Origin of the sequence: Robiginitalea sp. SC105 (assembly GCF_014243345.1) — a bacterium.
In the GTDB taxonomy this organism is placed as follows: domain Bacteria; phylum Bacteroidota; class Bacteroidia; order Flavobacteriales; family Flavobacteriaceae; genus Robiginitalea.
The window spans coordinates 891,997-915,765 of sequence record NZ_JACLZF010000001.1 but is presented as its reverse complement, the minus strand read 5'-3'; the positions used below and the strand labels follow the sequence as shown (position 1 = coordinate 915,765).

The 23,769-nt window shown below is 56.2% G+C and carries 24 protein-coding genes and 2 tRNA genes; 8 read left to right on the top strand and 18 right to left on the bottom strand.

The genetic code is table 11. The annotated features are described in order from the left end of the window. Positions 1-112 precede the first annotated feature (112 nt). The 3 genes from H7F20_RS04045 (at position 113) to H7F20_RS04035 (ending at position 4,033) form a co-directional block, all read left to right on the top strand. On the top strand, positions 113-2,398 hold the full coding sequence (locus H7F20_RS04045) for a M28 family peptidase (RefSeq protein ID WP_185784838.1): 2,286 nt from the start codon (positions 113-115) through the stop codon (positions 2,396-2,398). Beyond that, positions 2,391-3,203, top strand: a complete 813-nt coding sequence (locus H7F20_RS04040) for an NAD-dependent epimerase/dehydratase family protein (protein WP_185784837.1) — start codon at positions 2,391-2,393, stop codon at positions 3,201-3,203. Before H7F20_RS04045 ends, H7F20_RS04040 begins: the two co-directional genes overlap by 8 nt. A gap of 128 nt (positions 3,204-3,331) precedes the next feature. After that, the gene (locus H7F20_RS04035) at positions 3,332-4,033 is read left to right on the top strand and encodes a hypothetical protein (RefSeq protein ID WP_185784836.1); all 702 of its coding nucleotides are present in this window, start codon (positions 3,332-3,334) and stop codon (positions 4,031-4,033) included. 15 nt (positions 4,034-4,048) lie between these two features. Here H7F20_RS04035 and H7F20_RS04030 read toward each other — a convergent pair whose 3' ends face one another. From H7F20_RS04030 to H7F20_RS04020, 3 genes are read right to left on the bottom strand one after another with little or no spacing between them, the layout of a single operon-like run. Then, positions 4,049-5,656 (bottom strand): trehalase family glycosidase, encoded by a 1,608-nt coding sequence (locus H7F20_RS04030; RefSeq protein WP_185784835.1) that lies wholly within the window; start codon positions 5,654-5,656, stop codon positions 4,049-4,051. 11 nt (positions 5,657-5,667) lie between these two features. Beyond that, positions 5,668-6,180, bottom strand: coding sequence for a nuclear transport factor 2 family protein (locus tag H7F20_RS04025; RefSeq protein WP_370588473.1), 513 nt, complete (start codon positions 6,178-6,180; stop codon positions 5,668-5,670). Next, positions 6,164-6,694, bottom strand: a complete 531-nt coding sequence (locus tag H7F20_RS04020; RefSeq protein ID WP_185784834.1) for a hypothetical protein — start codon at positions 6,692-6,694, stop codon at positions 6,164-6,166. The genes H7F20_RS04025 and H7F20_RS04020 overlap by 17 nt, the downstream gene beginning before the upstream one ends. Before the next feature lie 63 nt (positions 6,695-6,757). Between H7F20_RS04020 and H7F20_RS04015 the strand changes: the two genes are divergently transcribed. After that, on the top strand, positions 6,758-7,708 hold the full coding sequence (locus H7F20_RS04015; protein WP_185784833.1) for an NAD-dependent epimerase/dehydratase family protein: 951 nt from the start codon (positions 6,758-6,760) through the stop codon (positions 7,706-7,708). A 12-nt stretch (positions 7,709-7,720) separates the two neighbouring features. On the opposite strand, the gene rimK is transcribed toward H7F20_RS04015, so the two are convergent. From rimK to H7F20_RS03985, 6 genes are read right to left on the bottom strand one after another with little or no spacing between them, the layout of a single operon-like run. After that, positions 7,721-9,094: a 30S ribosomal protein S6--L-glutamate ligase gene (gene rimK, locus H7F20_RS04010; RefSeq protein WP_185784832.1), complete on the bottom strand. Its 1,374-nt coding sequence runs from the start codon at positions 9,092-9,094 to the stop codon at positions 7,721-7,723. Positions 9,095-9,139: 45 nt separating this feature from the next. Further along, positions 9,140-9,559, bottom strand: coding sequence for a VOC family protein (locus H7F20_RS04005; protein WP_185784831.1), 420 nt, complete (start codon positions 9,557-9,559; stop codon positions 9,140-9,142). 15 nt (positions 9,560-9,574) lie between these two features. Beyond that, positions 9,575-9,883 (bottom strand): hypothetical protein, encoded by a 309-nt coding sequence (locus H7F20_RS04000; RefSeq protein WP_185784830.1) that lies wholly within the window; start codon positions 9,881-9,883, stop codon positions 9,575-9,577. Between the two features lie 2 nt (positions 9,884-9,885). Then, positions 9,886-10,863, bottom strand: a complete 978-nt coding sequence (locus H7F20_RS03995) for a deoxyhypusine synthase family protein (protein WP_185784829.1) — start codon at positions 10,861-10,863, stop codon at positions 9,886-9,888. Then, positions 10,853-11,797, bottom strand: a complete 945-nt coding sequence (speB, locus tag H7F20_RS03990) for an agmatinase (protein ID WP_185784828.1) — start codon at positions 11,795-11,797, stop codon at positions 10,853-10,855. Before speB ends, H7F20_RS03995 begins: the two co-directional genes overlap by 11 nt. A gap of 7 nt (positions 11,798-11,804) precedes the next feature. Next, positions 11,805-13,244: an arginine decarboxylase gene (locus tag H7F20_RS03985; protein ID WP_185784827.1), complete on the bottom strand. Its 1,440-nt coding sequence runs from the start codon at positions 13,242-13,244 to the stop codon at positions 11,805-11,807. A 445-nt stretch (positions 13,245-13,689) separates the two neighbouring features. Here H7F20_RS03985 and H7F20_RS03980 point away from each other — a divergent pair, with 445 nt between their 5' ends. Next, the gene (locus H7F20_RS03980) at positions 13,690-14,397 is read left to right on the top strand and encodes a hypothetical protein (RefSeq protein WP_185784826.1); all 708 of its coding nucleotides are present in this window, start codon (positions 13,690-13,692) and stop codon (positions 14,395-14,397) included. A gap of 103 nt (positions 14,398-14,500) precedes the next feature. Here the strand turns inward: H7F20_RS03980 and moaC are convergent, their stop codons facing one another. Together moaC and H7F20_RS03970 are read right to left on the bottom strand one after the other, a co-directional pair. Next, the gene (moaC, locus tag H7F20_RS03975) at positions 14,501-14,941 is read right to left on the bottom strand and encodes a cyclic pyranopterin monophosphate synthase MoaC (protein ID WP_185784825.1); all 441 of its coding nucleotides are present in this window, start codon (positions 14,939-14,941) and stop codon (positions 14,501-14,503) included. Positions 14,942-14,943: 2 nt separating this feature from the next. Further along, positions 14,944-15,387 (bottom strand): molybdenum cofactor biosynthesis protein MoaE, encoded by a 444-nt coding sequence (locus H7F20_RS03970; protein ID WP_185784824.1) that lies wholly within the window; start codon positions 15,385-15,387, stop codon positions 14,944-14,946. A 193-nt stretch (positions 15,388-15,580) separates the two neighbouring features. Between H7F20_RS03970 and H7F20_RS03965 the strand changes: the two genes are divergently transcribed. Beyond that, positions 15,581-15,652: transfer RNA gene (locus tag H7F20_RS03965), tRNA-Arg, on the top strand. A 457-nt stretch (positions 15,653-16,109) separates the two neighbouring features. After that, on the top strand, positions 16,110-16,412 hold the full coding sequence (locus H7F20_RS03960) for a DUF1330 domain-containing protein (RefSeq protein ID WP_185784823.1): 303 nt from the start codon (positions 16,110-16,112) through the stop codon (positions 16,410-16,412). Positions 16,413-16,561: 149 nt separating this feature from the next. Here the strand turns inward: H7F20_RS03960 and H7F20_RS03955 are convergent, their stop codons facing one another. Further along, a complete protein-coding gene (locus tag H7F20_RS03955) occupies positions 16,562-17,035 on the bottom strand; it encodes a nuclear transport factor 2 family protein (RefSeq protein ID WP_185784822.1) in 474 nt (157 codons plus the stop codon). A gap of 273 nt (positions 17,036-17,308) precedes the next feature. Here H7F20_RS03955 and H7F20_RS03950 point away from each other — a divergent pair. Then, positions 17,309-17,380 (top strand) — tRNA-Arg (locus H7F20_RS03950). Between the two features lie 440 nt (positions 17,381-17,820). Here H7F20_RS03950 and H7F20_RS16020 read toward each other — a convergent pair. From H7F20_RS16020 to H7F20_RS03925, 6 genes are all read right to left on the bottom strand, one after another. After that, a complete protein-coding gene (locus H7F20_RS16020) occupies positions 17,821-17,991 on the bottom strand; it encodes a DUF6747 family protein (protein WP_370588472.1) in 171 nt (56 codons plus the stop codon). A 378-nt stretch (positions 17,992-18,369) separates the two neighbouring features. Then, on the bottom strand, positions 18,370-18,954 hold the full coding sequence (locus H7F20_RS03945) for a RidA family protein (protein WP_185784821.1): 585 nt from the start codon (positions 18,952-18,954) through the stop codon (positions 18,370-18,372). A 62-nt stretch (positions 18,955-19,016) separates the two neighbouring features. Next, the gene (locus tag H7F20_RS03940) at positions 19,017-19,211 is read right to left on the bottom strand and encodes a helix-turn-helix transcriptional regulator (protein WP_185784820.1); all 195 of its coding nucleotides are present in this window, start codon (positions 19,209-19,211) and stop codon (positions 19,017-19,019) included. Positions 19,212-19,229: 18 nt separating this feature from the next. Next, a complete protein-coding gene (locus tag H7F20_RS03935; RefSeq protein ID WP_255443980.1) occupies positions 19,230-19,625 on the bottom strand; it encodes a hypothetical protein in 396 nt (131 codons plus the stop codon). A 126-nt stretch (positions 19,626-19,751) separates the two neighbouring features. Next, complete coding sequence (locus tag H7F20_RS03930) at positions 19,752-20,390, bottom strand: hypothetical protein (RefSeq protein WP_185784818.1); 639 nt, start codon at positions 20,388-20,390, stop codon at positions 19,752-19,754. A 115-nt stretch (positions 20,391-20,505) separates the two neighbouring features. Further along, complete coding sequence (locus tag H7F20_RS03925; protein WP_185784817.1) at positions 20,506-23,646, bottom strand: glycosyl hydrolase; 3,141 nt, start codon at positions 23,644-23,646, stop codon at positions 20,506-20,508. Positions 23,647-23,769: the final 123 nt, after the last annotated feature.

The following is a 23,769-nucleotide window of genomic DNA, read 5'->3' as shown; positions in this document are numbered from 1 at the left end:
ATTTTAGTCGGTTATTATTAAATATAGCTTTTTCTTTCCAATTCTGTTATTAAAATCGTCCAAATGCCCCGGCCCCCTAATTTTTTATACTTTTAGTTCCCAAATCCGCTATATGAAGCCAACCGCAGCTGTCCTGACCCTCCTGATGCTGCTGGCAGCCGCCTATTGGGGGCTGGACAGCTCCACGCCTGCCTACCGGGAAGACGCCGGGGCCCCGACCGGGGAGTTTTCCACCGACCGGGCACTGGAACACGTCCAGGCCATTTCCCGGGAACCGCATGGCGTGGGGTTTCCCGGGCATTCCCGTGTGCGGGATTACATCGTTGCGGAACTGGAGGGGATGGGGCTCGAAGCCCGGTTGCAGGAAGGTTATACGGCCGGGGACTGGGGGAACCTGAGCAAGGCCGTGAATATCCTCGCCCGTATCCCCGGTTCGGGCAACGGAAAGGTACTCATGCTCCTTTCCCACTACGACAGCAGCCCGCACTCCTCCCTGGGTGCAAGCGATGCGGGAAGCGGTGTTGCGGTCATCCTGGAAGCCGTCAGGGCATATCTCGCCAGCGGTCAAAAACCGGTGAACGACATCCTCATCCTGATCTCGGACGCGGAGGAGCTGGGCCTGAACGGGGCCGGCCTTTTCGTCAACCAGCACCCCTGGGCTTCACAGGTGGGCCTGGTCCTGAATTTCGAGGCACGCGGAAGCGGGGGAGCCGGCAACCTCCTGCTGGAAACCAACGGGGGCAACGCCGGGCTCGTCGCAGGCTTTACCGAGGCGGGCGTGGCATATCCCGTGGCCAATTCCCTGGCCTACAGTATTTATAAAATGCTGCCGAACGACACCGACCTGACCGTCTTCAGGGAGGATGGGGATATCGAGGGCATGAATTTTGCTTTTATCGATGACCATTTTGACTACCATACCGTCCTGGATTCCTACGACCGCCTGGACCGAAGGACCCTGGCCCACCAGGGGAGCTATCTGGTTCCCCTGCTCGATTATTTCAGCACGGCCCCCCTGGAACAGATCAAAAGCGGGGAGGATTTCATCTATTTCAGCCTGCCCTTTTTCCGGTTGGTGTCCTATCCCTTCAGCTGGATCTGGCCCCTGTTCGCGGTGGCCGTACTCGGATTCCTGCTCCTGCTCATGGTGGGGTTCAAACGCGGCCGCCTGCAGGGCAGCCGAATCCTCCAGGGCTTTGCCCCCCTCCTGGCCTGCCTGGTCTTCAATGGAATTGCGGGCTACTTGGCCTGGCCCCTGCTAAAGAGCCTGTATCCCGTCTACGCAGATATGCTCCATGGGTTCACCTATAACGGCTACCTGTATATCGCTGCCTGGGCTTCCCTGGCGTTTGGCAGTTGCTTCCTGATCTATTCCCTCTTTCCCAGGCTGGATGCGGCCAACGCCCTGGTGGCCCCGTCCGTCGTCTGGCTGCTGCTTTGCGGGTTGCTCAATGCCTACCTCCCCGGTGCCGCCTTTTTCCTGGTCCCCGGGTATGCGCTGCTGATGTGCCTGCTTATCTGCATCCTGCAGGAGCCGGCCAACCCCTACGTGCTGAGCTTCCTGGGGATTCCCGCCATATGGCTCTTCGCACCCCTTGTAAAGATGTTCCCAGTGGGCCTGGGCCTTAAGATGCTGGTGGCAGCCAGCCTGATGAGCTGCTTTATCTTTTTCTTCCTGCTGGGGGTTTTTATCCAGTACCCGTTCCGGCGCCGGCTCGGCTGGCTGGGCATCCTGTTGTTTGCGGGGTTTTTGGGCGGGGCGCATGTTTCCGGCGGTTTCGGGCCCGACACCCCCAAGCCGACCAGCCTGTTGTACATCGCCCATCCGGATTCCGGCAAAGCCTTTTGGGCCACCTATGAAAAAGTCCCCTCCCAGTGGACCCGCGCCTACCTGGGCGAGGATCCCAGCCCCCCGGATACCCTGGGATTCAATACCCTGAGCAGCAAGTACAATTCCGGTTTCAGCTTTATCCGGGAAGCCCCCGGGAAACCGCTCCCGCAGCCGGTCATTGAAGTGCTGCAGGATACCGTGATCAACGGGCAGCGCCGGCTGTCCCTGGATATCATCCCCGGCAGGGATATCCACCGCCTCGAGGTGTTTTCTGGAGAAACGCCGATTGACCGGGCCCGTGTAAACGGCGTGGCGCTTTCGGAATACTACCTGGCCAACCGGCGTGGGGGCAAACTGGTAACCCATTTTGTAAGCGACAATGCCCCTACCCGCCTGGACCTGGAGTTCCCATCAGGCCAACCCCTGGACCTCACCCTGTACGAGGCATCCAACGACCTGTTGGACAACCCGCTGTTCAGCGTGCCCCCAAGGCCTGACGACAACATCCCCATGCCCTTTGTACTGAACGATGCCGTCCTGCTGGTAAAATCCCTTCATTTTGAATAGGACCATCGGAGTACTGGGGTGCGGCTGGCTGGGGTTGCCCCTGGCCCGGCAGCTGCTGGAGGCGGGATACACCGTGCGGGGCACCACCACGGATCCCAAAAAATTATCCCTCCTCCAGAGCGAAGGGATTGAGGCATATCAGGTCATGCTGAAACAAGAAGGGTTCGAAGGGCCCTGGAAAGAATTCTTCAGGGGCCTGGATGTGCTGGTCTTTAATATACCCCCTGGCATCAAGGCCAACCCGGAAACCGATTATCCGTCCAAGGTGCGGTACCTGCTCCGGTTGCTGGAGGCCCAGGGTCCGACCCGCCTGATCTATATAGGAAGTACCTCGGTCTATGGCCGCAACCAGGGCGCGGTAGACGAGGCAACCCGGCCGGAGCCCGACAGCGAAAGCGGCCGGCAACTCCTGGAAGCCGAGGCCCTCGTGCTGGGGTCCGCGAATGCATCCAGCCCCCTGATAATCCGATTCGGCGGGCTGATAGGACCGGACAGGCATCCCGTAACCATGCTCTCGGGCCGCAATGGCCTCTCAGGTGGCGGGGATCCGGTGAACCTTATCGAACGGCAAGACTGCATCAACCTCATCCTGCAGGCGGTTTCGGATACCTCCCAGGACGGCGTGGTCAATGCCGTTGCCCCCGGCCACCCCACCAAGGCGGCCTACTATCGCAGGGAGGCTTTAAAAAGGGGGCTGCCCCCTCCGGTTTATTCGGATACCCGGTTAAACCCAAACGGGAAATGCATAAAAAGCCAGCGCGCGCTTGTTAGATCGTACCATTTTCTCACAATACCCGGGACCTGAATCACCGCGCATCCAAATAATGGAGGTCCTGCAGTGATCCGCCCGCCTAACCAATTCTTCCTCAAACCAAAAGGCTGGCGTGGATGGAAAAAATAACGTAATTTTGCCCACCTATAAGATTTTTGAAAATGAAAAAACTGGTATGGCTGGTCCTGCTCTCGGCAGGTTTCCAAATGCAGGCACAGACCGATGCAGCCCTTAAAAAGCACTACGAGGAGTATTACCGGCAAATGGCAATCCAGGGGGATGTCCGCGGTGTGATCAACGCCCTGACCCACCTGAATATCCTGGACTACTCCGTGGAGCGCCGCGATACCCTGGCCTATGTATACGCCAACAACGAACAGCATATGCAGGCCCTGAACCTGCTTGGCGTGGAGCTGGGCCCGGAGGATTCCGACATCGCCCTGCAGGTCAAAGCCCTTTCCCTGAAGTCCCTCAACCAGCCCAAGCGGGCTTTGGAGCACTTCGAAGCCCTGTTCGACCGCAACCCCAATGCCTATCTGTCCTATGAAATTGCCGACCTGAAAATCCAGGTGGGCGAAAATGCCGGGGCGCTTTCCGCCATCGAGTATGGGATTGAAAACGCCACGGATGATATGAAGTATGCCTTTTACGAAAGGCAACAGCCCTATGAGGTATCCCTGAAGTCTGCCCTGATCCACCTCCGCGGCCTGGCCCAGTATGGCATGAACCGCAACAATATCGATAAGGCCATCGCCAGTTTTGACGAGGCACTGGCCATGGACCCGAATTTCAACCTGGCCAGCCTGAGCAAACAGGCGCTGGAGTCCCGCAAGGAGCAGGACACCACCACCACGGACAACTAAACGGTCAACTTGGGGCTATTCGGGCATTATCCGGCTCCCCTCCGGTTTTCTCAGCAATTCCCTGAAACCGAGGGCAACCCCGTTGGACCAGCCGAACCCGTCCTGGGTCGGATATTCCCCCCCGCCGGAGAGCAGGGTGGTATCCATCACGTTGTATTTTTCCAACATTTTGCCGGTATCCCCATATACCTTACGGTTCAGGCCCAGCCAGCGGCCGGCGATCGCCACGGCCTCCTCAGTGTACCCATAACGCAGCAACCCATCCACGGCCATCCATTGCAACGGCGCCCAACCGTTCGGGGCATCCCATTGCTGGCCGGAGGCCTTCAGGGTGGTGACCAGGCCACCCGGCCCCAGGAAATCTTCCAATAGTCGCGAGCGAACAGCCGCGGCCTGTTGCTGGGAGGCAATGCCGAAGTAGAGTGGGAAAGTGCCCGCCAGGGTTACCTCTCCCGTGCGTTCCCCGTCCACAAAATCATAATCCGTGAAGAACTCCTCCCCGGGGTCCCAGAACAGGTCGGCGATCAGCCGGGCGCGTCGTTCTGCCCGCAACTGCATTTCCGAAGCTTTCCCCGGTTCCCCCTGCCTGCGGTATCCTTTGGCCAGGAGGTCCTCCATAAAATACATCAGGCAGTTGAGGTCTACCGGCAGGAGTTCGGTGGTCTGAGTAGAGGCAAATTCGCCTTCCTGCTCGTACCAGCGGCTGCTGAAATCCCATCCCGAGGCGGCAGCGGCCCTCAGGTTGGCATACAGGGCCTCCTTTTCTGCTTCCGTGGCCAGTTCGGCGGCCAGTTCCACGTCCTCCCGGTACGACTCCGGCCTGGGGGTCCGGCCGCTGTCCCAGTAGCGGTTCATCAGGGTGTCCCCCTGCAGGCGGACGACCCGGTTAACCGCCTGCCCGGCCCCAATGGCGGAGGCGCCTTCCATCCAGTAGGCGTATTCCTTCTCAACCCTGGGCAGGTATTCGGGCAACAGGGCGGAATCCCGCTGTGCCAGCAGGGCTACCATCATGCTGAAAAAAGGCGGCTGGGAACGCGTGAGGTAATAATCCCGCGTACCATTCGGGATAAACCCGATGGAATCGATCAGGTGGCCAAAGTTGGCGAGCATATTTTCAGCCAGGTCCTCCCGCCCGTCGGCAACGAGGCCCAGCATGGTAAAATAGCTGTCCCAGTAGTAGATTTCCTTGAATCGCCCGCCGGGGACGATATATTCATACGGCAGGGGGATCCGGGACGAATAGAGAGAGTCCGGATCTGGGCCTCGTAGCAGCACATCCCACATCCGGCTGATATGCTCGCTCATGGTGCGGGTGGTATCGGTTTCGAACTGCGCCTGGCGGGAAGGGGCTTCCCGGAAGTGTTCGGATACAAAGGCCCTGAGGTCAAAACCCGGTTCCTCCCGGGCCGTCAGGTACTCCTGTTCAAGTTCCTCGAAAGGCGCGTCACGCAGGAGGTCCACAAAGGTCTTGGAATCTTCGAACACCCCCGCCAACTGCACCTGGCGGAATAATTCGGTTTCATAAAAAGTAGTGGCGGTCACCTCCGGTGCCGGTTCACTCCGGCAGGAGGCCAGTATCAGCAGCGCCCAGATCGCAAGGCCCGCAAACAGGTTTTTCTTCATAGGGTTCAGGTTTAATCCTGTATTTCGCCAGACAGGCGGGCACGTACCAGGCTGTCACTGGCTTTTTTGAGGAGGATGGCGCCGTCTACCTCTTCGTTGGGTATGGTCATCGACAACACGTAATGGGCAATTTTCCAGCCCCCGGGTGTTTTCACCGCTGCTCCGGAGCCCCTGCAAAGTTGCATCCAGGTGTCCAGCAGTTCGTCAAACCAGGCCGTTTTTCCGTCCGGGCCCAGATAGATGTTCCGTTGGACCGCCTTGAAGGACCAGGCCTTCCCCTGCTCAAAGTAGGGCCGGGAGAAAGCCATGAATGCCTCCTTGTCCCAGTTTTCCGAGGCATCGGTGCCGATAAAGGCCGCCCCGGGGGCCATCAACCCGAAATACGCATCAAAATCAGCATCTGACGCCGCCTGGTGCCAGGCCGTAAGCAGGCTGTCCAGTGCCTGTTTGTCGTTTTCCTGTGCAGCCAGCGCCAGGGGGAGGCAGCACATGAGTGCCATAAGGGTTTTATTCATCCTGTTCATTCTGTTCGTTTTGATTTACCGGATTATCCCGAAAAAGGCTTGGGTCGAGCTGGTTGGATTCCACCCGGTTGAGCTGTTCCCGCAGGGCGTTGTAGGCTTCGAGGAACTGCCGGAGGGCAGGTCGGTAATCCCGCCGGTAATAGATGGCGGCCTGGGTCTTGAAAAGGAAGGTGCGCACCACCCGCTCCCGGCTCCTGACAGCGGGAAGGTCAAAGGCCTGCGGATACTCCGAATCTTCCAGCGCCTGGAAGTCCTCGGCGAGTTCCTCCAGCTTGAGTTCCATGTCTTCGGGGCCCCGGATCGCGTAGACCGATTCAATCCGGTCTTCAAGGGTGCGGAAGGCCCCCCAGTTTTCCAGGGTGTTCCGTGCGGAAGCATTTAAAGCCAGGGGTGCGGGCAGGGGAAGCGTATCGGCCGCCTCCACCGCAGGTAGTTCCGCGGGGGCCTCCCGTACGGGTTGCTGGCAGCCGGCTAGGGTGCCCAGGAGCAGGAGCATGGCAGACAAAATTCGCATAATCCGAAGGTACAAATTTACAAAGAGTTATCTTTGGCCACGCTTATAATAAGAGATCCTTCCATGGCCAAGACAATTCTGATACTGGGCGCCTGCGGGCAAATTGGCACCGAACTCACCCTGGCGCTCAGGGACCTGCACGGGTCGGAATCGGTCGTGGCGAGCGATATAAGGGAAGGGGACGCCGGGCTGATGGATTCCGGCCCCTTTGAAATCCTGGATGCCACCAACGCCGATGCCATGGAAGAGGTGGTGGTCCACTACGGGGTGGATGAGATCTACCTGATGGCCGCCATGCTCAGTGCCACCGCCGAGAAATTCCCGGACCGCGCCTGGAACCTGAACATGAACACCCTGTTCAACGTCCTGAAACTGGCCAAGGAAAAGAAGATCTCCCGGGTGTTCTGGCCATCCAGCATCGCCGTTTTCGGCAGTACGACGCCCAAAGAAAATACCCCCCAGGCCACTGTGATGGAGCCCAGCACGGTGTACGGGATCAGCAAGCAATCCGGGGAACGGTGGTGCGCCTATTACCACCGGAAATTCGGCGTGGACGTCCGCAGCCTCCGCTACCCGGGGCTCATTAGCTGGAAGACCCAGCCCGGCGGGGGAACCACGGACTATGCCGTGGAGATCTTCCACGAGGCGCTCCGCAGCGGCAGCTATACCTGTTTCCTCGGGCCGAATACCCGCCTGCCCATGATGTATATGGACGATGCCATCCGCGCCACCATCGAACTGATGCGGGCCGACGGGGATTCCCTGGGCGTCCGTTCGTCCTACAACCTGAATGCGATGAGTTTCAGCCCGGCCGAGCTGGCGGGGGCTATCCGCAGGGAAATCCCCAGTTTCGAGATCGCCTACGAACCCGATTTCCGGCAGGACATCGCCGATTCCTGGCCCAGCAGTATCGATGATTCCCAGGCGCGATCCGATTGGGGCTGGCGCCCGGAGTACGATTTGGAGAAAACGACGTCCGCCATGCTCCGGGAGCTGCGGGCGCTTCAAGGCTGAGCGGATCCCGCCTTAGACTGGCGTGTAGCTGAGTTTCTTTTCGATGGCTCGGATCATGCTGTCTGCAATATCCTTCCCGGTGGCGTTTTCGATACCTTCCAGGCCAGGGGATGAATTTACCTCCAGCAGCAGCGGCCCTTTATTGGAACGGATGATATCCACCCCGGCCACGGCCAGGTTGAGCACCTTGGATGCCTTTATGGCCAGCTTTCGCTCCTCCGAGGTGATCTTTACCGGGGAGGCACTGCCGCCCTGGTGGATGTTGGCGCGGAATTCCCCTTTTTCGGCCTGGCGTTGCATGGAGGCCACCACCTTGTTATTGATCACAAAACACCGGATGTCCTGGCCGTTCGCCTCCTTGATAAATTCCTGTACCAGGATGTTGGTCTGAACGCTTTTAAAGGCGTTGATTACGCTTTCCGCCGCTTTGTTCGTCTCCGCCAGTACCACCCCTTTCCCCTGGGTGCTTTCCAGCAGTTTGATGATGAGGGGCGCCCCGTTGACCATCTTGATCAGATCCTTGGTGTCATTGGGCGATTTGGCAAACCCGGTAATGGGGATGTGGATGTCGTGGCGGGAAAACAACTGGGAGGCAAACAACTTATCCCTGGACTGCGTAATGGCCTCGGCCGAGTTCAGGCAGTAGACCCCCAGGTTGTCGAATTGGCGGATCAGGGCGCAGCCGTAAAAGGTGACGGCCGGCTTGATCCGGGGGATGATGGCGTCGAATTCATTGAGGATGTTGCCGCCCCGGTAGCGGATCTCGGGGGAATGCGCGTCGAGCTTCATATAGGCCAGTTCCACATTGAGGAAGACGATTTCGTGCCCCCTCGCCTGGGCGGCTTCCATGATGCGTTTGTTGCTGTAGAGTTGCGGGTTGCTGGCCAGCAGGGCAATTTTCAGCCCGGTGCGATTCGGGCGGTAGGGTTTGTATTTCCCCTCGATTTCCGCATCGGTGAACCCCTGTTTGCAAAAACTGGCGGCCGGGTTGACCAGGTAGCGCCCGGACAGGGCCTCCCGCCCGAGCAGCATCCGGTATTCCATCGTATCCCGGCTGGCCAGGGTCAGTTCGATATCGAAGGCGTCGCCGCCCATCTTTACCTTTGTCCGGATCACCAGGCGTTCATCGGTAATCCCGGAAGAACTCTTTACATACCGCCGGTCCACGAGCTTCGCCTCGCAGGGGATGGTGATACTCCGCGTATCCTGCAGGGGGTGCACCTCAAAATGCACCCACTCCTCCCCGTGCTTCATAAAAACCTTGACATTGGTGGCCTGGATGGAGGAGGTTTTTGCCCCGGAATCCACCCGCGCCTTGATGGCCGGGATCCCCAGGTCTTCAAAAATGCACCATTCTTCGCTGCCGAGCGTTGGTAATTGCTTCATGCGGTTGTTCAGTTTGAAAAATCCGGCGGAAATCCGGCGGCGGGCCTATTCGGTCCGGAAAACATCCCCGGGGTTCAGGAAGTTTTTGAACTCCACCATAAAACCATTGGGGTCCTCTACAAAAAAAGACCGGTGGGCACCGGGCTTATCCTGAAGGAAAAGCGTATTCACCGGCAGCTCCAGGGAAAGGCCCTCGAGGCGGTGCAGCAATTCCTCCAGCTCGGGACCCGAAACGAGCACCCCGAAGTGGAAGGCAGGCAATACGGAATCCTCGAACTTATAGGATTGGTACTGGAAGTTGAACGGCCCGGTTTTGGTAAAGGTAATCTGGTTGCCGTACAGGTCGATGTCCACCCACTGGCTGGATTGCCTCCCGGCTTTTGCGCCCAGGATATCTACGTAAAACGCACGGGTGGCACTGATGCTGCGACAGGGGAGGGACAGGTGAAAGGATGCCTTTTCCATTGTAATTCGAAGGGGTTAGAGGTCGGAATCCTCGTCGGATTCCATCTCGATATCCGGGATGGCCTCCGGATCGTCGTCGTCAAAATCCTCGTAGTCTTCCTCGTCGTAATTGGCCATGGTCTTCTCGAGCTTGGCACTGATCTTTACGAGGTATTTGGTATCGTCCGTTGTCACTTCAACGGCTTCCACGCGTTCGCCCTGTGCATTCCTGAAGGTGATGATGTGGTCGTCGTCGTACCCGTCGGGGTATTTTTCGACAAGGAGCTTCAGCACCTCGGGAGTCAGTTTCTTAAAATCTACAATGACGCGCTTAAGGTTGTCCATAATTACATGTTCAAAAGGTAAGCAAAAATTAATGGCGCAACAATAGTTGCATCGCTCTCCACGATAAATTTGGGGGTGTCGATGCCCAGCTTGCCCCAGGTGATTTTTTCGTTCGGGACCGCCCCGGAATAGGAGCCGTAGCTGGTGGTACTGTCGCTGATCTGGCAGAAATAGCTCCAGAACGGGGTGTCGGTCCGCTCCAGGTCCTGGTAGAGCATGGGCACCACGCAAATGGGGAAATCGCCGGCGATGCCGCCCCCGATCTGGAAGAACCCGATCCCCTTTCCGGAATTGGCCGTATACCAGTCGGCCAGGTAGGTCATGTACTCGATCCCGGACTTCATGGTGCTGGCCTTGAGTTCGCCCTTGACCACATAGGAGGCAAAGATGTTCCCCATGGTGCTGTCTTCCCATCCCGGGCACACCAGGGGTAGGTTCTTTTCGGCGGCCGCATACATCCAGGAATTCTTCAGGTCGATCTCGTAGTAGGGTTCCAGGACCCCGGAAAGCAGCATTTTATACATGAATTCGTGCGGGAAATAGCGCTCCCCCGCCTCTTCGGCATTCTTCCAGATCTTGAAGATGTGTTCCTGCAGGCGGCGGAAGGCCTCCTCCTCCGGGATGCAGGTGTCGGTCACCCGGTTCAGGCCCTTTTCCAGCAGGGCCCACTCATCCTGGGGGGTGAGGTCCCGGTACTCCGGTACCCGCCGGTAATGGCTGTGGGCCACCAGGTTCATGATATCCTCCTCCAGGTTGGCACCCGTGCAACTGATGATATGCACCTTGTCCTGGCGGATCATCTCGGCGAAAATCCGGCCGAGTTCGGCCGTACTCATCGCACCGGCAAGAGATACCAGCATTTTGGCACCCTGGTCCAGCTGGTCCTGGTACCCCTTTGCGGCATCCACCAGGGCGGCCGCATTGAAATGCAGGAAGTATTTGGTGATAAAATCGGTAATGGCTCCTTTCTCAGTAGTCATCGTCTTCGTCGTATTTGGAGGCAAGACCCGAAGGGCGGGGCTTCGCGTTGCCGGCTCCGGCATCCGCGTCCCCGTCGGGGGTATCTTCCCTGAATTTATAACTCAACATTTTGTAATACAGCTTGGCCGCCAGGAAATCGGAAGAACGGTCGGCCGGGTTCGGGCAGAGTTCCACGATATCAAAACCCACCACGTTCTTTTCTTCAAAGACCTGCCGGAGGAAATCCAGGGTCTCGTACCAGAACAACCCCCCGGGTTCCGGGGTACCGGTGGACGGCAGGATGGACGGGTCCAGGGCATCCAGGTCAAAGGTAATGAATACGTTGTCGGAAAGCTGGTCGATCACCTTGTCCATCCAGAACTCATCCGTGGCCATTTCCTGGGCAAAAAACACCCTTTCCGTATCCATATAGGTCTTTTCGATGGCATCCATGCTCCGGATGCCCACCTGTACCAGGTTGGTGGTCTGGGAGGCCTCGTGCACCGCGCATGCATGGCTGTAGGGGGTTCCGTCATAGGTTTTCCGCAGGTCGGCATGGGCATCGATATGCAGGACGGTCAGGTCGTCGAAACACTCGTTGAAGGCGCGGATGGATCCGATGGAGAGGGAATGTTCCCCCCCGATGAGCGTCACGAACTTGTTGCGCTTGATAAAATCCTTTACCTGGTCGTGCACCTCGTCTACAAGGTCCTCAGGTTCGTCTGCCTCGATGGGCGGGGCCAGGTAAATGCCGTGGCGGTATACCTCCGTCCCGGTCTCGATGTCGTAGACCTCCATGTTCTCGGAGGCCTCCAGAAAGGCCTCGGGCCCCTTGTCGGCCCCTTTGCCCCAGGTGCTGGTGCCGTCGAAAGGCACCGGGATCAGGACCACCGCGGCCTTCTCCATTTGCGAGAATTCGTCAGGAATCCCGGCGTAATTCTTCGATTGTCTCATAGGTTGATCAATTAGCGTTTTTGGTTGATGCCTGCAGCTGTTCGACATGCTGCGGCTGGTATCCGAGGATGCGCATGTGGTCTTCCGCCGTTTGCTGTTCGCTGAAAACCGATACCTGCAGTTCCCCGTGCGCGTCCCGGTCGATGAGCAGGTGTTTGGGCTGGGGGATCAGGCAATGGTGCAGCCCGCCGTACCCCCCGATGGTCTCCTGGTAGGCCCCCGTGTTGAAAAACCCGATATACAGGGGTTTGCCTGAATGGAACTTGGGCAGGTAAATGGCGTTCATGTCCTGCTGGCTGTTGTAATAGTCATCGCTGTCGCAGGTGAGCCCCCCGAGGAGCACCCGCTCGTAGGCGTCGTCCCACCGGTTTACGGGCAGCATGATGAACCGTTTGTTGATGGCCCAGGAATCCGGCAGGGTGGTGATAAACGAACTGTCGATCATGTTCCACTTCTCCCGGTCGTTCTGTTGCTTCTGGTAGAGGACCTTGTAGAGGGCCCCGCCGCTTTCGCCCACGGTAAAACTGCCGAATTCCGTAAAGATGTTGGGCGGGGGGACGTCCCCCTCCTCGCAGGTGAGCTTGATCTGGTTGACGATCTCGTCAATCATATAGCCGTAATCGTACTGGAAGGACAGGGAGTTCTTGGTCGGGAAGCCCCCGCCGATATTCAGGCTATCCAGGCTCGGGCAGAGTTTTTTGAGCCGGACATAGACCTTGAGGCACTTGGTGAGCTCATTCCAGTAGTAGGCGTTGTCCCTGATGCCCGTGTTGATGAAGAAATGCAGCATCCGCAGCTCCACCTTGTCGTTGTCCCGGATCTGGTTTTCGTAAAAGGGCACGATGTCCTTATAGCCGATCCCGAGGCGGGAGGTGTAGAATTCAAATTTGGGTTCCTCCTCGGAGGCAATCCGGATCCCCACCTTGAAGGGTTCTTCAATGGCCTCGTCCAGCAGGGCCAGTTCCTCATAGTTGTCGATGATCGGGATGCAGTTCCGGTGCCCCTCGTTGATCAGGCGCCCGATATTTTCCACATAGGCTGCCCGCTTGAAGCCATTGCAGATGACATACGTCCCGTCGTTGACCAGCCCCTGGGACTTGAGGTTCTCCACGATGTTAATGTCGAATGCCGAAGAGGTTTCGATGTGGATGTCGTTTTTCAGGGCCTCGTGGAGGACATAGCGGAAATGGGAACTCTTGGTGCAGTAACAATAATAGTACTTGCCGGGATAGTCGTGTTTTTCCATCGCCTCGGCAAACCAGTCCTTGGCCCTGTTGATATTCTGGGAAATCTTGGGCAGGTAGGTAAACTTCAGCGGACTCCCGTACTGCTCGATGAGCTCCATCAGCGGCACTCCGTGGAACCGCAGGCGGTCGCCCTCAAGGTCAAATTCCTCGGTTGGGAAATAATACGTTTGATCTATAAGATCCCGATAGGTTATATTCATTCTATGTGACTTTCAAATCCGACGGCAAGTCCCTTGTGGTTCCCGGCGGGAATTAATTTCATTTGCAGCCTGTTGTTGGAAATTTCCCTTTCAGAATAGCATGGATGGATGCGCCGGATACGGCGTGGCGGGGACCTTTATCGTCGGAAGCTAGCTTTAAACTCCGGTTGCCTATCCGATAGGCCGTGACGGGGTATGACTTCCTGTTTCCCAGCCACCCGAACATACAAACACAATTCAAAATGTTCAGCCAGACAAAACCGGTTAAGCCCCGGGATTGACGGGTGCAAATGAAAACTTTTTTTTTAAATATAGCTGCTTTTTTGGGTTTTTTTTGAATTTCGCTTGTCCGATCCAATAAGCTGTTGATTTGCAGGGCATTGAATTCCTTTACATGCGTGGAAATATATTGTATTTTAGAGGTCATCCAAATTCGGAGACCTTTATGAAACGATTAATTTTTTTCGCGCTGGCCTGTTGCCTGTCCGGTGCGATTTCACAGGCACAAATCACCCCCGGGGCCTATAAGGCCGTGGAAATGCACGGGGATACCGTCCGGAATTACCTCCTGCTGGTATCGGACGATTATCTGATACATACCATATACGACAGCAAGCCGGCGCATTTTATCGGGACTATGGGCGGTTTCCATACCACACAGGGGGATACCCTCCGGGTCTCCCTGGAGTTCAACACGGACTTTGCGCAAACCGGTGAAAAAGTCCACAAAGCCTCCATCGGGTACGCGGATGGGGACCTCATCTTCAACGAAAACTGGGACCGGCCGTACAAAAAGGAGCCCGCCCTGGGGCAACCCCTGGACGGGGCCTGGCTGTTTGCCACCCGGGGCCCGGATACCGGGCAGGAAAGGCGCGGCAACGACACCCCGCGGAAGACGCTGAAGTTCCTTTTGGACGGGTACTTCCAGTGGGTGGCCTACAACAGCGAGACCATGGACTTCATGGGAACGGGCGGCGGCCTGTACGCGGCCGACCAGGGAACCTATACGGAGGTGATCCGGTTTTTCTCCCGGGACGATTCACGGGTGGGTGCCGAACTGAATTTCCAGTTTGAGCGGCAGGGACCGGACTGGCACCACACCGGCAACAACAGCCGGGGCGAACCCATGTACGAAATCTGGTCGTTGCGTTAGTTCTCCAGGGACCCGCTGATACGGAAAGTAACCGACGGTGGGACCAGGAAAGCAACAGACGATAGAATCCGATACGTATCAGCCGGGCGGGCGCCGGAAGATTTCAATCGTCAATTTCCCCGTGCCGGATGTCGGATTTCCCTCCTGTTTTTTCCAGCAGGCGGATGGTGCGTATCTCGATGCCTTTGTCTAAAGGTTTCAGCATGTCGTAAATGTTCAGTGCCACCACGCTGGCCCCGTGCATCGCCTCCACCTCCACCCCGGTTTTGTAATTCGTCATGACCGTCAGGCGGATGTGTATCTCCAGGCCATCAAATTCGTATTCCACCCGGGCCCCCTCGATCGGTATCGGGTGGCAGTCCGGCAGCAGGTAGGGGGTTTGCTTTACGCCCAATAACCCCGCTGCCTTGCTCATTTCCAGCACATCGCCCTTTGGGACGCGCCTCTCGTGGATGGCCCGGATCGTATCCGGTTTGCCTACCCGCACCACCGCCTCGGCCGTTGCCTTGCGGAGGGTCACCTGCTTCTGCGTGATATCGACCATGGCTATTTGTTTACTTTCCAGGCATAGGATGCATCCCCGAACAATTCCTTGCCAAAGACCGGCAGTTCCTGCTTGATGCGTTCCACCAGTTCGTGCAGCGCCTCAAACACCGCCTTACGGTGGGGGGACGACACAAAAACGAACAGGCAGATGCCCCCGACGGGTACTTCCCCCAGGCTGTGGTAGATATGCATGCAGCTCAGTTCGAACTTGTCAAAGAGCGCCTCCCGGATTTCATGGATCTTCTCCAGGGCCATTTCCTCGTAGGCCGTGTATTCGATACCGGTCACCGTTTTGCCTTCAATGGTGTCTGCCCGCACCTGTCCCAGGAAGATGTCGTGGGCCCCTATCCCCGTTTTGGACTGGTGTTTGGAGATGGACCCGGCGATAAACTCAGGTGAAATTGCGCCGTCTATAAATAAGGTGTGCTTTTTCTTCGTTTCCATGTGCCTTCCTTTCCCTGCTAAGGTAGGGAAGATTTCGGGAAAACCCCAGCAGGTGCACTGCCGCCCATCCCAGTACACACGCCAGCCGTGAGCCATTCCATTCCCGCCACGGCCAGTAACTCCAACTGGCTGTTTTTAATCTCCCCGGCAGCAGGATTCAAAAAGTATTCATAAATTCGCAAACTCCTTTTGGGGCCCCGTAGTTCAATGGATAGAATAGAAGTTTCCTAAACTTTAGATCCAGGTTCGATTCCTGGCGGGGCTACAAATAAGCACCAAAACACCCTGGCCAACGCCGGGGTGTTTAATTTCCGGAGGAACGCGCAGAAAGCGCGCTTTCTTAAGCGGGCCGAGGGAAATTAAACCCGGGCTGCGGAGCAGTCCGGAGTTTTGGTATTTTCAGAATGAGCCACTCTCAGGAACAACGAGCGCAGCGAAGTTATCTCCTGGCAAAGGCGATGCCTGGATTAAAGCCATTGAATTAGGCAGTCTGGCCACCCGGGACAAACTTGAATCACTGGAATAATTTTTCGATTGAGCCAACGCCAGAAACCTGGTTTGGCATTCCCATGCAGCTTACGAGTTTCTCAAGTCATTGCAGGTATTTTCCCAATGATTTGTCTTGCCCGAAACAATTGTCGAATTACTTCGCCCAATCGACTATAAATTGCTATCTTTCAGATATATACTATATTTTTTGTGCTAATATAAATGTTTCAGGCATGAGGTATTATTCAGTTTTGGACGTTACACCGACGTCGGATGCGTGGATTCCGGCCTATGTCCCGACCGTTAATCTGTTGATTGCAAAACACGGCGGGAAGTATTTGGCCAGAACTGCCTCTCACGAACAACTCGAAGGCGAAAAAAAGGATGCGGCGGTCCGGGTAATCCTGGAATGGCCTTCTAAGGAAGCTGCCCAAAATTTCATGGAGGATCCGGAATACGCGCCCCATTTAAAGGCGCGGACCGAAGGCGCGGTTTGTCATCATTATTTAATTGAGGCAAAGGATGACTTAGCCTGAACGGAACCCGACCGATGGAGCCGCCAGGAACAATGAGGCGCTCTCGCGACCCCGTGGGAGCGGGCGCCGAATTATCTCCTGTCTCTTGAATGTTCGGACCCCGCCAGGAACTGCGAAGTCAGCAAATGGAGCCCCGTTTGTTTCCCTTCCTAGAATTCCCCGTTGGGATCTTCGTTCCACATATCTATCACATTCTTCCAGCTGCCATCTTCCTTTTTCTTCCATATAGTAACCACCTTATTATACGTGGTCATCGGGGTGCCCAGGGAATCATTTACAGTCACCTTGTTGCGCTCAATCAAGTAAGCCATATCCCCGCATTCCGATATATGGACATCTATGGGTTCCCATTCGATGTGTGATCCGGGCAACTCCATGAATCCCTCCACATAGGTGCGGATTTCTTCTTTCCCCCGTAATGGTGGCATTCCGGGCGCCATCATTATCGCTTTCTCGTCCCACCCGAACATGAGGGTGTCCACGTCCTTGGTATTGGCCAGGTCCGACCAGGTCTCACTCAGGCTTATAAGGGATTTCTTTTCGGCTTCATAATCCACTTTTCTTTCTTGCTGACAACTACTTGCCAACATTCCGAAGATCAAAAAATAACAGATTGCTTTCATAAGAAATAGGTTTGATTAATTGATGGGTTGTTATTGGATATTTCCTTCGATGAAAAGGCTACGATCGATTCCATGAATCTGATTATCAAAATACTGCATATTTATTAATAGGGCAAAAAATACCCGCTTAGCGGCAATCATGCATTCAATTACAATGTGAAGTAGAATTATTTATGGGAAACAGCACAGTTGTGCACTATATAACCAATCCATTCAGGACGAAACACTTTTTGTTTGAAAACAGCAAAATCGTTTTATCTTTGCACTCCCTACGGCTCCGTAGTACAATGGATAGTATATGGGTTTCCGGTACCCAGGATCTAGGTTCGATTCCTAGCGGGGCTACGAATAAGCACAAAAACACCTCGGCTGATGCCGAGGTGTTTTATTTTATGAGCCGGCCGTCAATAGCTTGTTTTTGTAAGGAAGGCGAAGAAAAGAAAATCCTGGGTTGGCGAAGCCAGCCACGGGGTTTTTGTATTTTCAACACGGAGCCGCTAGGAACAACGAGCGTAGCGAAGTTATCTCCTGGCGGGGCTATTACAAGCACTGATAAGGCTCCTGTTTTGGGGCCTTTTTCTTTTTTCTGCGAACAATCAACGGAAATCAAAAAAAGCCTCCCCTTTCAGGAAGGCTAATGGCACAGGAATTCATTTTGTGTTAGATCTCAAAAAATAATAGCGAGACCAAAACAATCATGTAGAATATCATTACGCTTCCGATTCCTTTCAGTAGATCAAAAAACGTAATATTTCTAGGAGTTTTCATTTAATCAGTATAACGTTTTAATCAAATGGAAAACCAGTATATACGCGGAAAACAAAAGCGTACAGTACAACAAAGAACATCATGAAACTAAACCAGGCAAAGGCCTTAAAGAAGTTCTTGGTTATAAAATGCCCCAGATTGACAAAGGCTTCGTGATAAATATTTTTGATGAGTAGAATTATATTCATATAAACAGGTTTGTGAGATTATCTGGCTGCTAAATTCTGTATGATTGATTTCATTCACCTGAATATTGGATCAAGAAGAGCCTTTTATGGATAATGTGCATTTCATCGACTAATAATCGTAAAATTTGATTTTTTCGTCGATGCAGCGGGGTTTTAATTTTCCAGATAAAGTGCGAAGTAAACGGACAACTCGTTCCGCTTAGAATCTGTTATTCAAGGAAACGGTCCGCAGAACCCTGCTGGATGTCAGGTCCGCATATTGACGATGGGCATCCCTAAGGAACCCGTCAATAAAGACGCCCGACCTTTTTAGGGTACGCGCGTGAAGCCGTCGCAAAACAACCGGATGTAGTCAGTCAAAGCCAGGCCAGCGATCATTTAATCCCTGACCTCCACCACCACTTCCACCTCAACGGCGATATCCCGTGGCAGTGAACCCATGCCGACAGCGGCCCGGGCATGCTTGCCGCGCTCACCGAAGACTCCCACCATCAAGTCCGAGAACCCGTTGATCACTTCCGGCTGGTTGGCAAAGCCCGGTGCCGCGTTGACCATGCCGTGCACCTTGACAATGCGGACCACCCGGTTGAGGTTCCCGAGTTCGGCCTTTAAAACGGCCAGCTGGCTGATGGCCGTCAGGCGGGCTGCCTCGTATCCCTCCTCCTCGGTCAGGTCGGCCCCCACCTGTCCGGTGATATAGGTGCCGTCTGCCAGGCGCGGGCCCTTGCCCGCCAGGAACATCAGGTTGCCCGTGCGCACGGCGTTTACGTAATTCGCCACAGGCGAAGAGGCCTCCGGGAGTTCAATCCCCATTTCCGCCAACCGGGCTTCCGGATCGTAAGCCGGGTCAACAGGTGCAGCTTCAGGGGTTTCGGTGGTTTCCGGCATTTCCCGGGTGGGGGCTTCCCCGCAGGAAGCCAGCAGGAGGAGCCCTGCGGCAAGTAAGGAGATGGATGTTTTCATGTGTGGTTGGTTTTCCGGAAAGATACAAATCTCCGGGATGTGTCCTGCCTCAAAAACCCCGGCTAACCCTCAAAGCGGAATATATCCTCGATAGGTTTCCCGAACAGGCGGGAGATGCGGAAAGCAGTGGGCAGGCTCGGGTCGAATTTCTCCTTTTCGATGGCGTTGATGGTTTGCCGGGATACCCCGATGGCCCCGGCCAGATCCTCCTGGGTCCAGTTCTTCTCGGCGCGCAATATGCGGATGGAATTCTTCATGGGCTCGGGTATGGCGGGTTACCGGTACCTCCTGTTGTTGAGGAGGGTTGCAACGATATAGCAGATGCCCATGAACATCACCAGTAAGGAGATTTCCGCGTCCATCGGGATCAGGTTGGTCACATCCATCATGGAATAGGCGATACCGGCCACCAGGGTGAGTCCCAGGGTCAGGCCCATGGATTCCAGCTGGATTTTCTTTTCAAGTTCGTCCGAGCCTTCTACAAACCTGCGGTTGGACAGGATCATGCCGATGCCCAGCAGCACATTGAGCAGGAGGGCCAGCCCGGTAAGCCATTGGGAGCCTGCCCACAGGAATTCATTGCCGAATACCACCAGGGCGGTGGAAAGGACCCAGGCCAGCGTCCAGGCCGCCAAGTTGGCGATTTGCTTCTTACGTGTCGATTTGTTCATAACTATAGATTGCATTGTCAATTGTATTTGTCATTAAGTAAAGTATACTTTACAAATATAAAAAAATTTAAAATGTAAAGCAAGTTTTACATTTTGCAAAGTTTACTTGACGATTAATACGGGAAATCAAAGGGATTCCAGAAGGATCGGCTCCCCGGGTTTGTGGTAGAGGTCTGCCAGCTCCGTCATCAGGAAGTCCAGGATCCGCTCCTGTTGGGCTCCTTTCCGGTAAAGCGCAAGGGAAGGCCCGAGTTGTTCCCGCATGAAGAACTCCAGGTCGTCCGAGCCATAGGTGTTGAAGGCCTTCCAGGTCAGCAGCCCTTCCAGCATCTGGCGGTGGGCCACAAAGCGTTTGCGGGCCGTTTCGTACTCCCGGAGGAGTTTCCGGCTGGGTTTCTCATCGGAATTCAGCACCTGGAAAGACAGGTCCTGGAAAGACATCCGGATGCGGCGGTCCGCCTTCATGGCTTCGGCTATCAGCCGGAAATAGGCCCGGCTGACGAGCTTCGGGTAGGTTTCGACGAATTCCGGGTCCGCGGCCGCCGAACTGCCGTCGTTCCAGTCCGGCAGGGCAAAGTAGACCGCCTGGCCGGCCGTGGTGGAATCGGGGTTCAATTCCAGGGCGTACTTCCAGTCCTGTGACTTTACCACCGACTCCCAGGTTTCCGCATAGGGGTCTTCCTCCTGCCTGAGGGAGGCACAACCTGTGCAGCCAAGCAGGAGCACGCCGGCCATAATCCGGTAAATGGCATTCAAGGAATTCATAATTATAGTGTTCTGTTTCCCCGTCAGCTAAATTTACAAAGCCCCGGGGAATCTGCAGGCGCTTCCGCCAATTTTTTATTGCCACGGTCAGGACCTAACGCGGCTCCAACCCCGATCAGGGCATCTGGGGCAGATAGAGCACCCCTACCCCGGCCTCTTTCAGGGCCGTATTGAACCCTGCCACCCGGGTATCGAGCAGCTGCCGGGCAGTGGCTTTATGCCCCTGCCAGCGCTGGTTGAGCTCCCCGATCTTGTTGCGCGTCCCCTCGTTGATACGGGGAATCCCGCTATCTCCGTGATTCATTGCGGTGAGGTACTCTGCCGTAAAGCCGTTTACATAGTTTTCCACGTCGTCATAGGCCTTGGAAAGCCGTTGCACCATGGTCTTGTCCCAGGCCTCCATGGCGCGGTCCAGTTCCCGGCCCTGGCTTGCCAGCTCCTGCTTTCCGTTGGCTTCCAAGTGGCTTATCAGGGCTTTGAGGCGGGTCTGTACCTCCCGCATCTTATTGGTCATGACCGTCATTTCCGTATAGGTTGCCTCTGCAGCCCCCATAAATTCGTGGTAATCGGCAAATTCGGCCGGCGTAGTCGGCAGCTTGGGGTTGGGCAGAATGGCAGCCCGGCTGGTTTTTTTCGTATTCCCGTAGGTGAGTTCCAGGGTATAGGAGCCCGGGATGGCCCGGTGGCCGGAATAACTGCCCTCGATATACACCTCGGGGGCCCCCGGCAAAGATTGGTGGCGCAGGTCCCAGACAAAGCGGTTCAGCCCGGGGGCTTTAGGGAGTACCGCGGGTTTCGGCGGGGCTCCTTCATAGGCCTGGTAAGTAGTATCTGCCACAGAGCTGAAACTGCGGACCAACATCCCGTCAGCATCCCGGATTTGCAAATGTACCTCCGCACTGTCCTTAGATGCGGGCAGCTGGTAATAAACCGGCATCCCGCTGGGCGGGTTCACCCCCTCGAAAGGGTGGATGCCTTTCGGGTCCGGCCCGTCCATGCTGCTGTACCAGTTGGGGTAAACGGCATCGGCCGGCTCGTATAATACAACCTCCCCTGCCGGCTTCGGCAATTGTCGCAGCAATTCCATGTCGTCCCCGATCCAGAAGGACCTTCCCTGGGTAGCCACGATCAGGTCCCCGAACCGAATTTGCAGGTCGGTGACGGGTACCACCGGCAGGTTTGTCTGGAACTTCTGCCAGGCCTTGCCCCCGTTGAAGGAGAGGTAGAGGCCGGTTTCCGTGCCCGCTACCAGCAGGTCCTTTTTTACCGGGTCTTCGCGAACCACCCGGGTATAGGCCCCGTCCGGGATCCCCTGGTCGATCCGGGTCCAGGAGGCCCCGTAATCGGTGCTTTTGAACAGGGAAGGGGAAAAATCGTTGAATTTGTAGCGGGTAGTCGCGATATAGACGGTGCCGGCGTCGTGGGGGGAAATCTCGATCGCGTTGATCAGCGTTTCGGGCAGGCCTTTCGGCGTGACATCCTTCCAGGTGGCGCCCCCGTCCCGGGTAAGGTGGACCAACCCGTCGTCGCTCCCGGTATACATCGTGCCCGCCTCGTGGGGGGATTCGATGACATAGGAAAGGGTCCCATAGTTTTCGGCTCCGACGGCTTCATTCGTATAGGGCCCGCCGCCGTTGCCCTGCTTGTCGTCCTGGTCCCGGGTCAGGTCGGGCGACACCACCTCCCAGGAGCGGCCCTGGTCGCGGGTGCGCAACAGGTACTGGGCTCCGTGGTAATAAGTGTCCGGCTCGTGCATGGAGCGGATGATGGGCGCATTCCAGTTAAAGAGATATTTCATCTCCCGGGCGGGCAGGCCCAGGTACAGGTTGGGTTCGATCATGACCAGGGTACCGGTTTGGGAAGGCACATCCAGCAGTTCCACATAGCCCAGGTAGCTGCCCCCCATGACTTTTTTTGGGTCTTTCGGGTCAAAGCCCAGGAAGGCGCTTTCCCCTCCGGCGGAGGCACTCCAGTGCTCCCTGCCGATCCCGGAACTCCCCATCCCGATGCTCGAAATTTTCACCGAGGTATTGTCCTGCTGGCCCCCGTAAAGGTTATAGGGGAAAAGGCTGTCCACGGCCACCCTGTAGAACTGGGCGGTTGGCATGTTGTCCTGCCGGGACCAGCTCTCCCCGTTGTCGAAGGTTATCTCTGCCCCCCCGTCATCCGAAATGACCATGTTTTTGGGGTTATCCGGGTTGATCCAGAGGTCGTGGTAGTCCCCGTGGTTCGTCGGGATTTCCTCCCAGGTCAGACCGCCGTCTTTGGACCGGTAGGCAGAGGCGCTGAGTACATACACCGTGTGTTCGTCCACGGGGTCGGGCGTCAGTTCGATATAATACCAGGCCCGCTGCACCAGCCGGTGGTCATCGCTGACCCGGGTCCAGTTGCCTCCGGCGTCGGCAGAGGTGAAGAGCCCGCCCTTTTCCTGCTGGGAATCGCTCTCGATTACTGCATAGAGGCGGTCCGGGTTGGCCCGGGACACCGCAATGGCCATTTTCCCTTTCTCCTCGGGCAGGCCTTTATGGATCTTTTGCCAGGTCTCCCCCCCGTCCACGGACTTGTAGAGGCCGCTTCCGGCGCCCCCGCTGACCACCTGCCAGGGCTTGCGGAGGTGTTCCCACATGGCCGCGTAAAGCACGTTGGGGTTGTGCACGTCCAGGGACAGGTCGCTGCACCCGGTCAGGTCATTGACGAAAAGGACGTTTTTCCAGGTCTTGCCCCCGTCCTCCGATTTGTAGATGCCGCGTTCCTTCGTTGGTCCGTGCAGGGCGCCCTGGGCGGCTACCCAGACCAGGTCCGGGTTGGTCGGGTGGACGATGATGCGCGAGATATGCCGGGTCATTTCCAGGCCCAGATGTTGCCAGGACTTGCCCCCGTTTTCCGATTTGTAGACCCCGTCCCCGTAGGAAGTCATCACCCCCCGGGGGGCGTGTTCGCCCATCCCCACGTAGACGGTGTTGGGATGACTCTCCGAAACCGTTACGGCCCCCACGGAACCGGTTTTGAAATACCCATCGGAAATATTCGTCCATTTTTGCCCGGCATCCGTGGTCTTCCAGAGGCCGCCCCCGGTAGTCCCCATGTAGTAGGTGAGCGGATCCCCGACCACCCCGGAGGACCCGGTGGACCTCCCTCCCCGGAAGGGTCCAATGTTCCGGAACTTTACGGGTTGGAGATAGGTGTTGATGTCCTGCGCAAAGGAAGTGGTGATGGCCAGGGCCAGCAGGCTGGTCAGGAGGTAGTGGTTTTTCATCTGGTTGGTTTATAGATCCGGATAAATGTACTGGTTTGATTTCAGAAAGAAAACGCCGGGTCCCGGGAATTTCGGGACAGAATTTCGTAAATTTTCCAACGGCCCGGCCAGGTTTTGGATACC

Excerpts from the sequence above, each read along its gene's own strand:
- H7F20_RS03945 (WP_185784821.1), bottom strand. The coding sequence starts at position 18,954 with ATGAAAACATCCATCTCCTTACTTGCCGCAGGGCTCCTCCTGCTGGCT.
- H7F20_RS03970 (WP_185784824.1), bottom strand. The coding sequence starts at position 15,387 with ATGGAAACGAAGAAAAAGCACACCTTATTTATAGACGGCGCAATTTCA.
- H7F20_RS03935 (WP_255443980.1), bottom strand. The coding sequence starts at position 19,625 with ATGAACAAATCGACACGTAAGAAGCAAATCGCCAACTTGGCGGCCTGG.
- rimK (WP_185784832.1), bottom strand. The coding sequence starts at position 9,094 with ATGAAGCAATTACCAACGCTCGGCAGCGAAGAATGGTGCATTTTTGAA.
- H7F20_RS04030 (WP_185784835.1), bottom strand. The coding sequence starts at position 5,656 with ATGAAGAAAAACCTGTTTGCGGGCCTTGCGATCTGGGCGCTGCTGATA.
- H7F20_RS04005 (WP_185784831.1), bottom strand. The coding sequence starts at position 9,559 with ATGGAAAAGGCATCCTTTCACCTGTCCCTCCCCTGTCGCAGCATCAGT.
- H7F20_RS03985 (WP_185784827.1), bottom strand. The coding sequence starts at position 13,244 with ATGAATATAACCTATCGGGATCTTATAGATCAAACGTATTATTTCCCA.
- H7F20_RS04025 (WP_370588473.1), bottom strand. The coding sequence starts at position 6,180 with ATGAACAGGATGAATAAAACCCTTATGGCACTCATGTGCTGCCTCCCC.
- H7F20_RS03955 (WP_185784822.1), bottom strand. The coding sequence starts at position 17,035 with ATGAAAGCAATCTGTTATTTTTTGATCTTCGGAATGTTGGCAAGTAGT.
- speB (WP_185784828.1), bottom strand. The coding sequence starts at position 11,797 with ATGAGACAATCGAAGAATTACGCCGGGATTCCTGACGAATTCTCGCAA.
- moaC (WP_185784825.1), bottom strand. The coding sequence starts at position 14,941 with ATGGTCGATATCACGCAGAAGCAGGTGACCCTCCGCAAGGCAACGGCC.
- H7F20_RS03980 (WP_185784826.1), top strand. The coding sequence starts at position 13,690 with ATGAAACGATTAATTTTTTTCGCGCTGGCCTGTTGCCTGTCCGGTGCG.
- H7F20_RS03995 (WP_185784829.1), bottom strand. The coding sequence starts at position 10,863 with ATGACTACTGAGAAAGGAGCCATTACCGATTTTATCACCAAATACTTC.
- H7F20_RS04035 (WP_185784836.1), top strand. The coding sequence starts at position 3,332 with ATGAAAAAACTGGTATGGCTGGTCCTGCTCTCGGCAGGTTTCCAAATG.
- H7F20_RS03940 (WP_185784820.1), bottom strand. The coding sequence starts at position 19,211 with ATGAAGAATTCCATCCGCATATTGCGCGCCGAGAAGAACTGGACCCAG.
- H7F20_RS04020 (WP_185784834.1), bottom strand. The coding sequence starts at position 6,694 with ATGCGAATTTTGTCTGCCATGCTCCTGCTCCTGGGCACCCTAGCCGGC.
- H7F20_RS03930 (WP_185784818.1), bottom strand. The coding sequence starts at position 20,390 with ATGAATTCCTTGAATGCCATTTACCGGATTATGGCCGGCGTGCTCCTG.
- H7F20_RS03925 (WP_185784817.1), bottom strand. The coding sequence starts at position 23,646 with ATGAAAAACCACTACCTCCTGACCAGCCTGCTGGCCCTGGCCATCACC.
- H7F20_RS04045 (WP_185784838.1), top strand. The coding sequence starts at position 113 with ATGAAGCCAACCGCAGCTGTCCTGACCCTCCTGATGCTGCTGGCAGCC.
- H7F20_RS03960 (WP_185784823.1), top strand. The coding sequence starts at position 16,110 with ATGAGGTATTATTCAGTTTTGGACGTTACACCGACGTCGGATGCGTGG.
- H7F20_RS04015 (WP_185784833.1), top strand. The coding sequence starts at position 6,758 with ATGGCCAAGACAATTCTGATACTGGGCGCCTGCGGGCAAATTGGCACC.
- H7F20_RS16020 (WP_370588472.1), bottom strand. The coding sequence starts at position 17,991 with ATGAATATAATTCTACTCATCAAAAATATTTATCACGAAGCCTTTGTC.
- H7F20_RS04000 (WP_185784830.1), bottom strand. The coding sequence starts at position 9,883 with ATGGACAACCTTAAGCGCGTCATTGTAGATTTTAAGAAACTGACTCCC.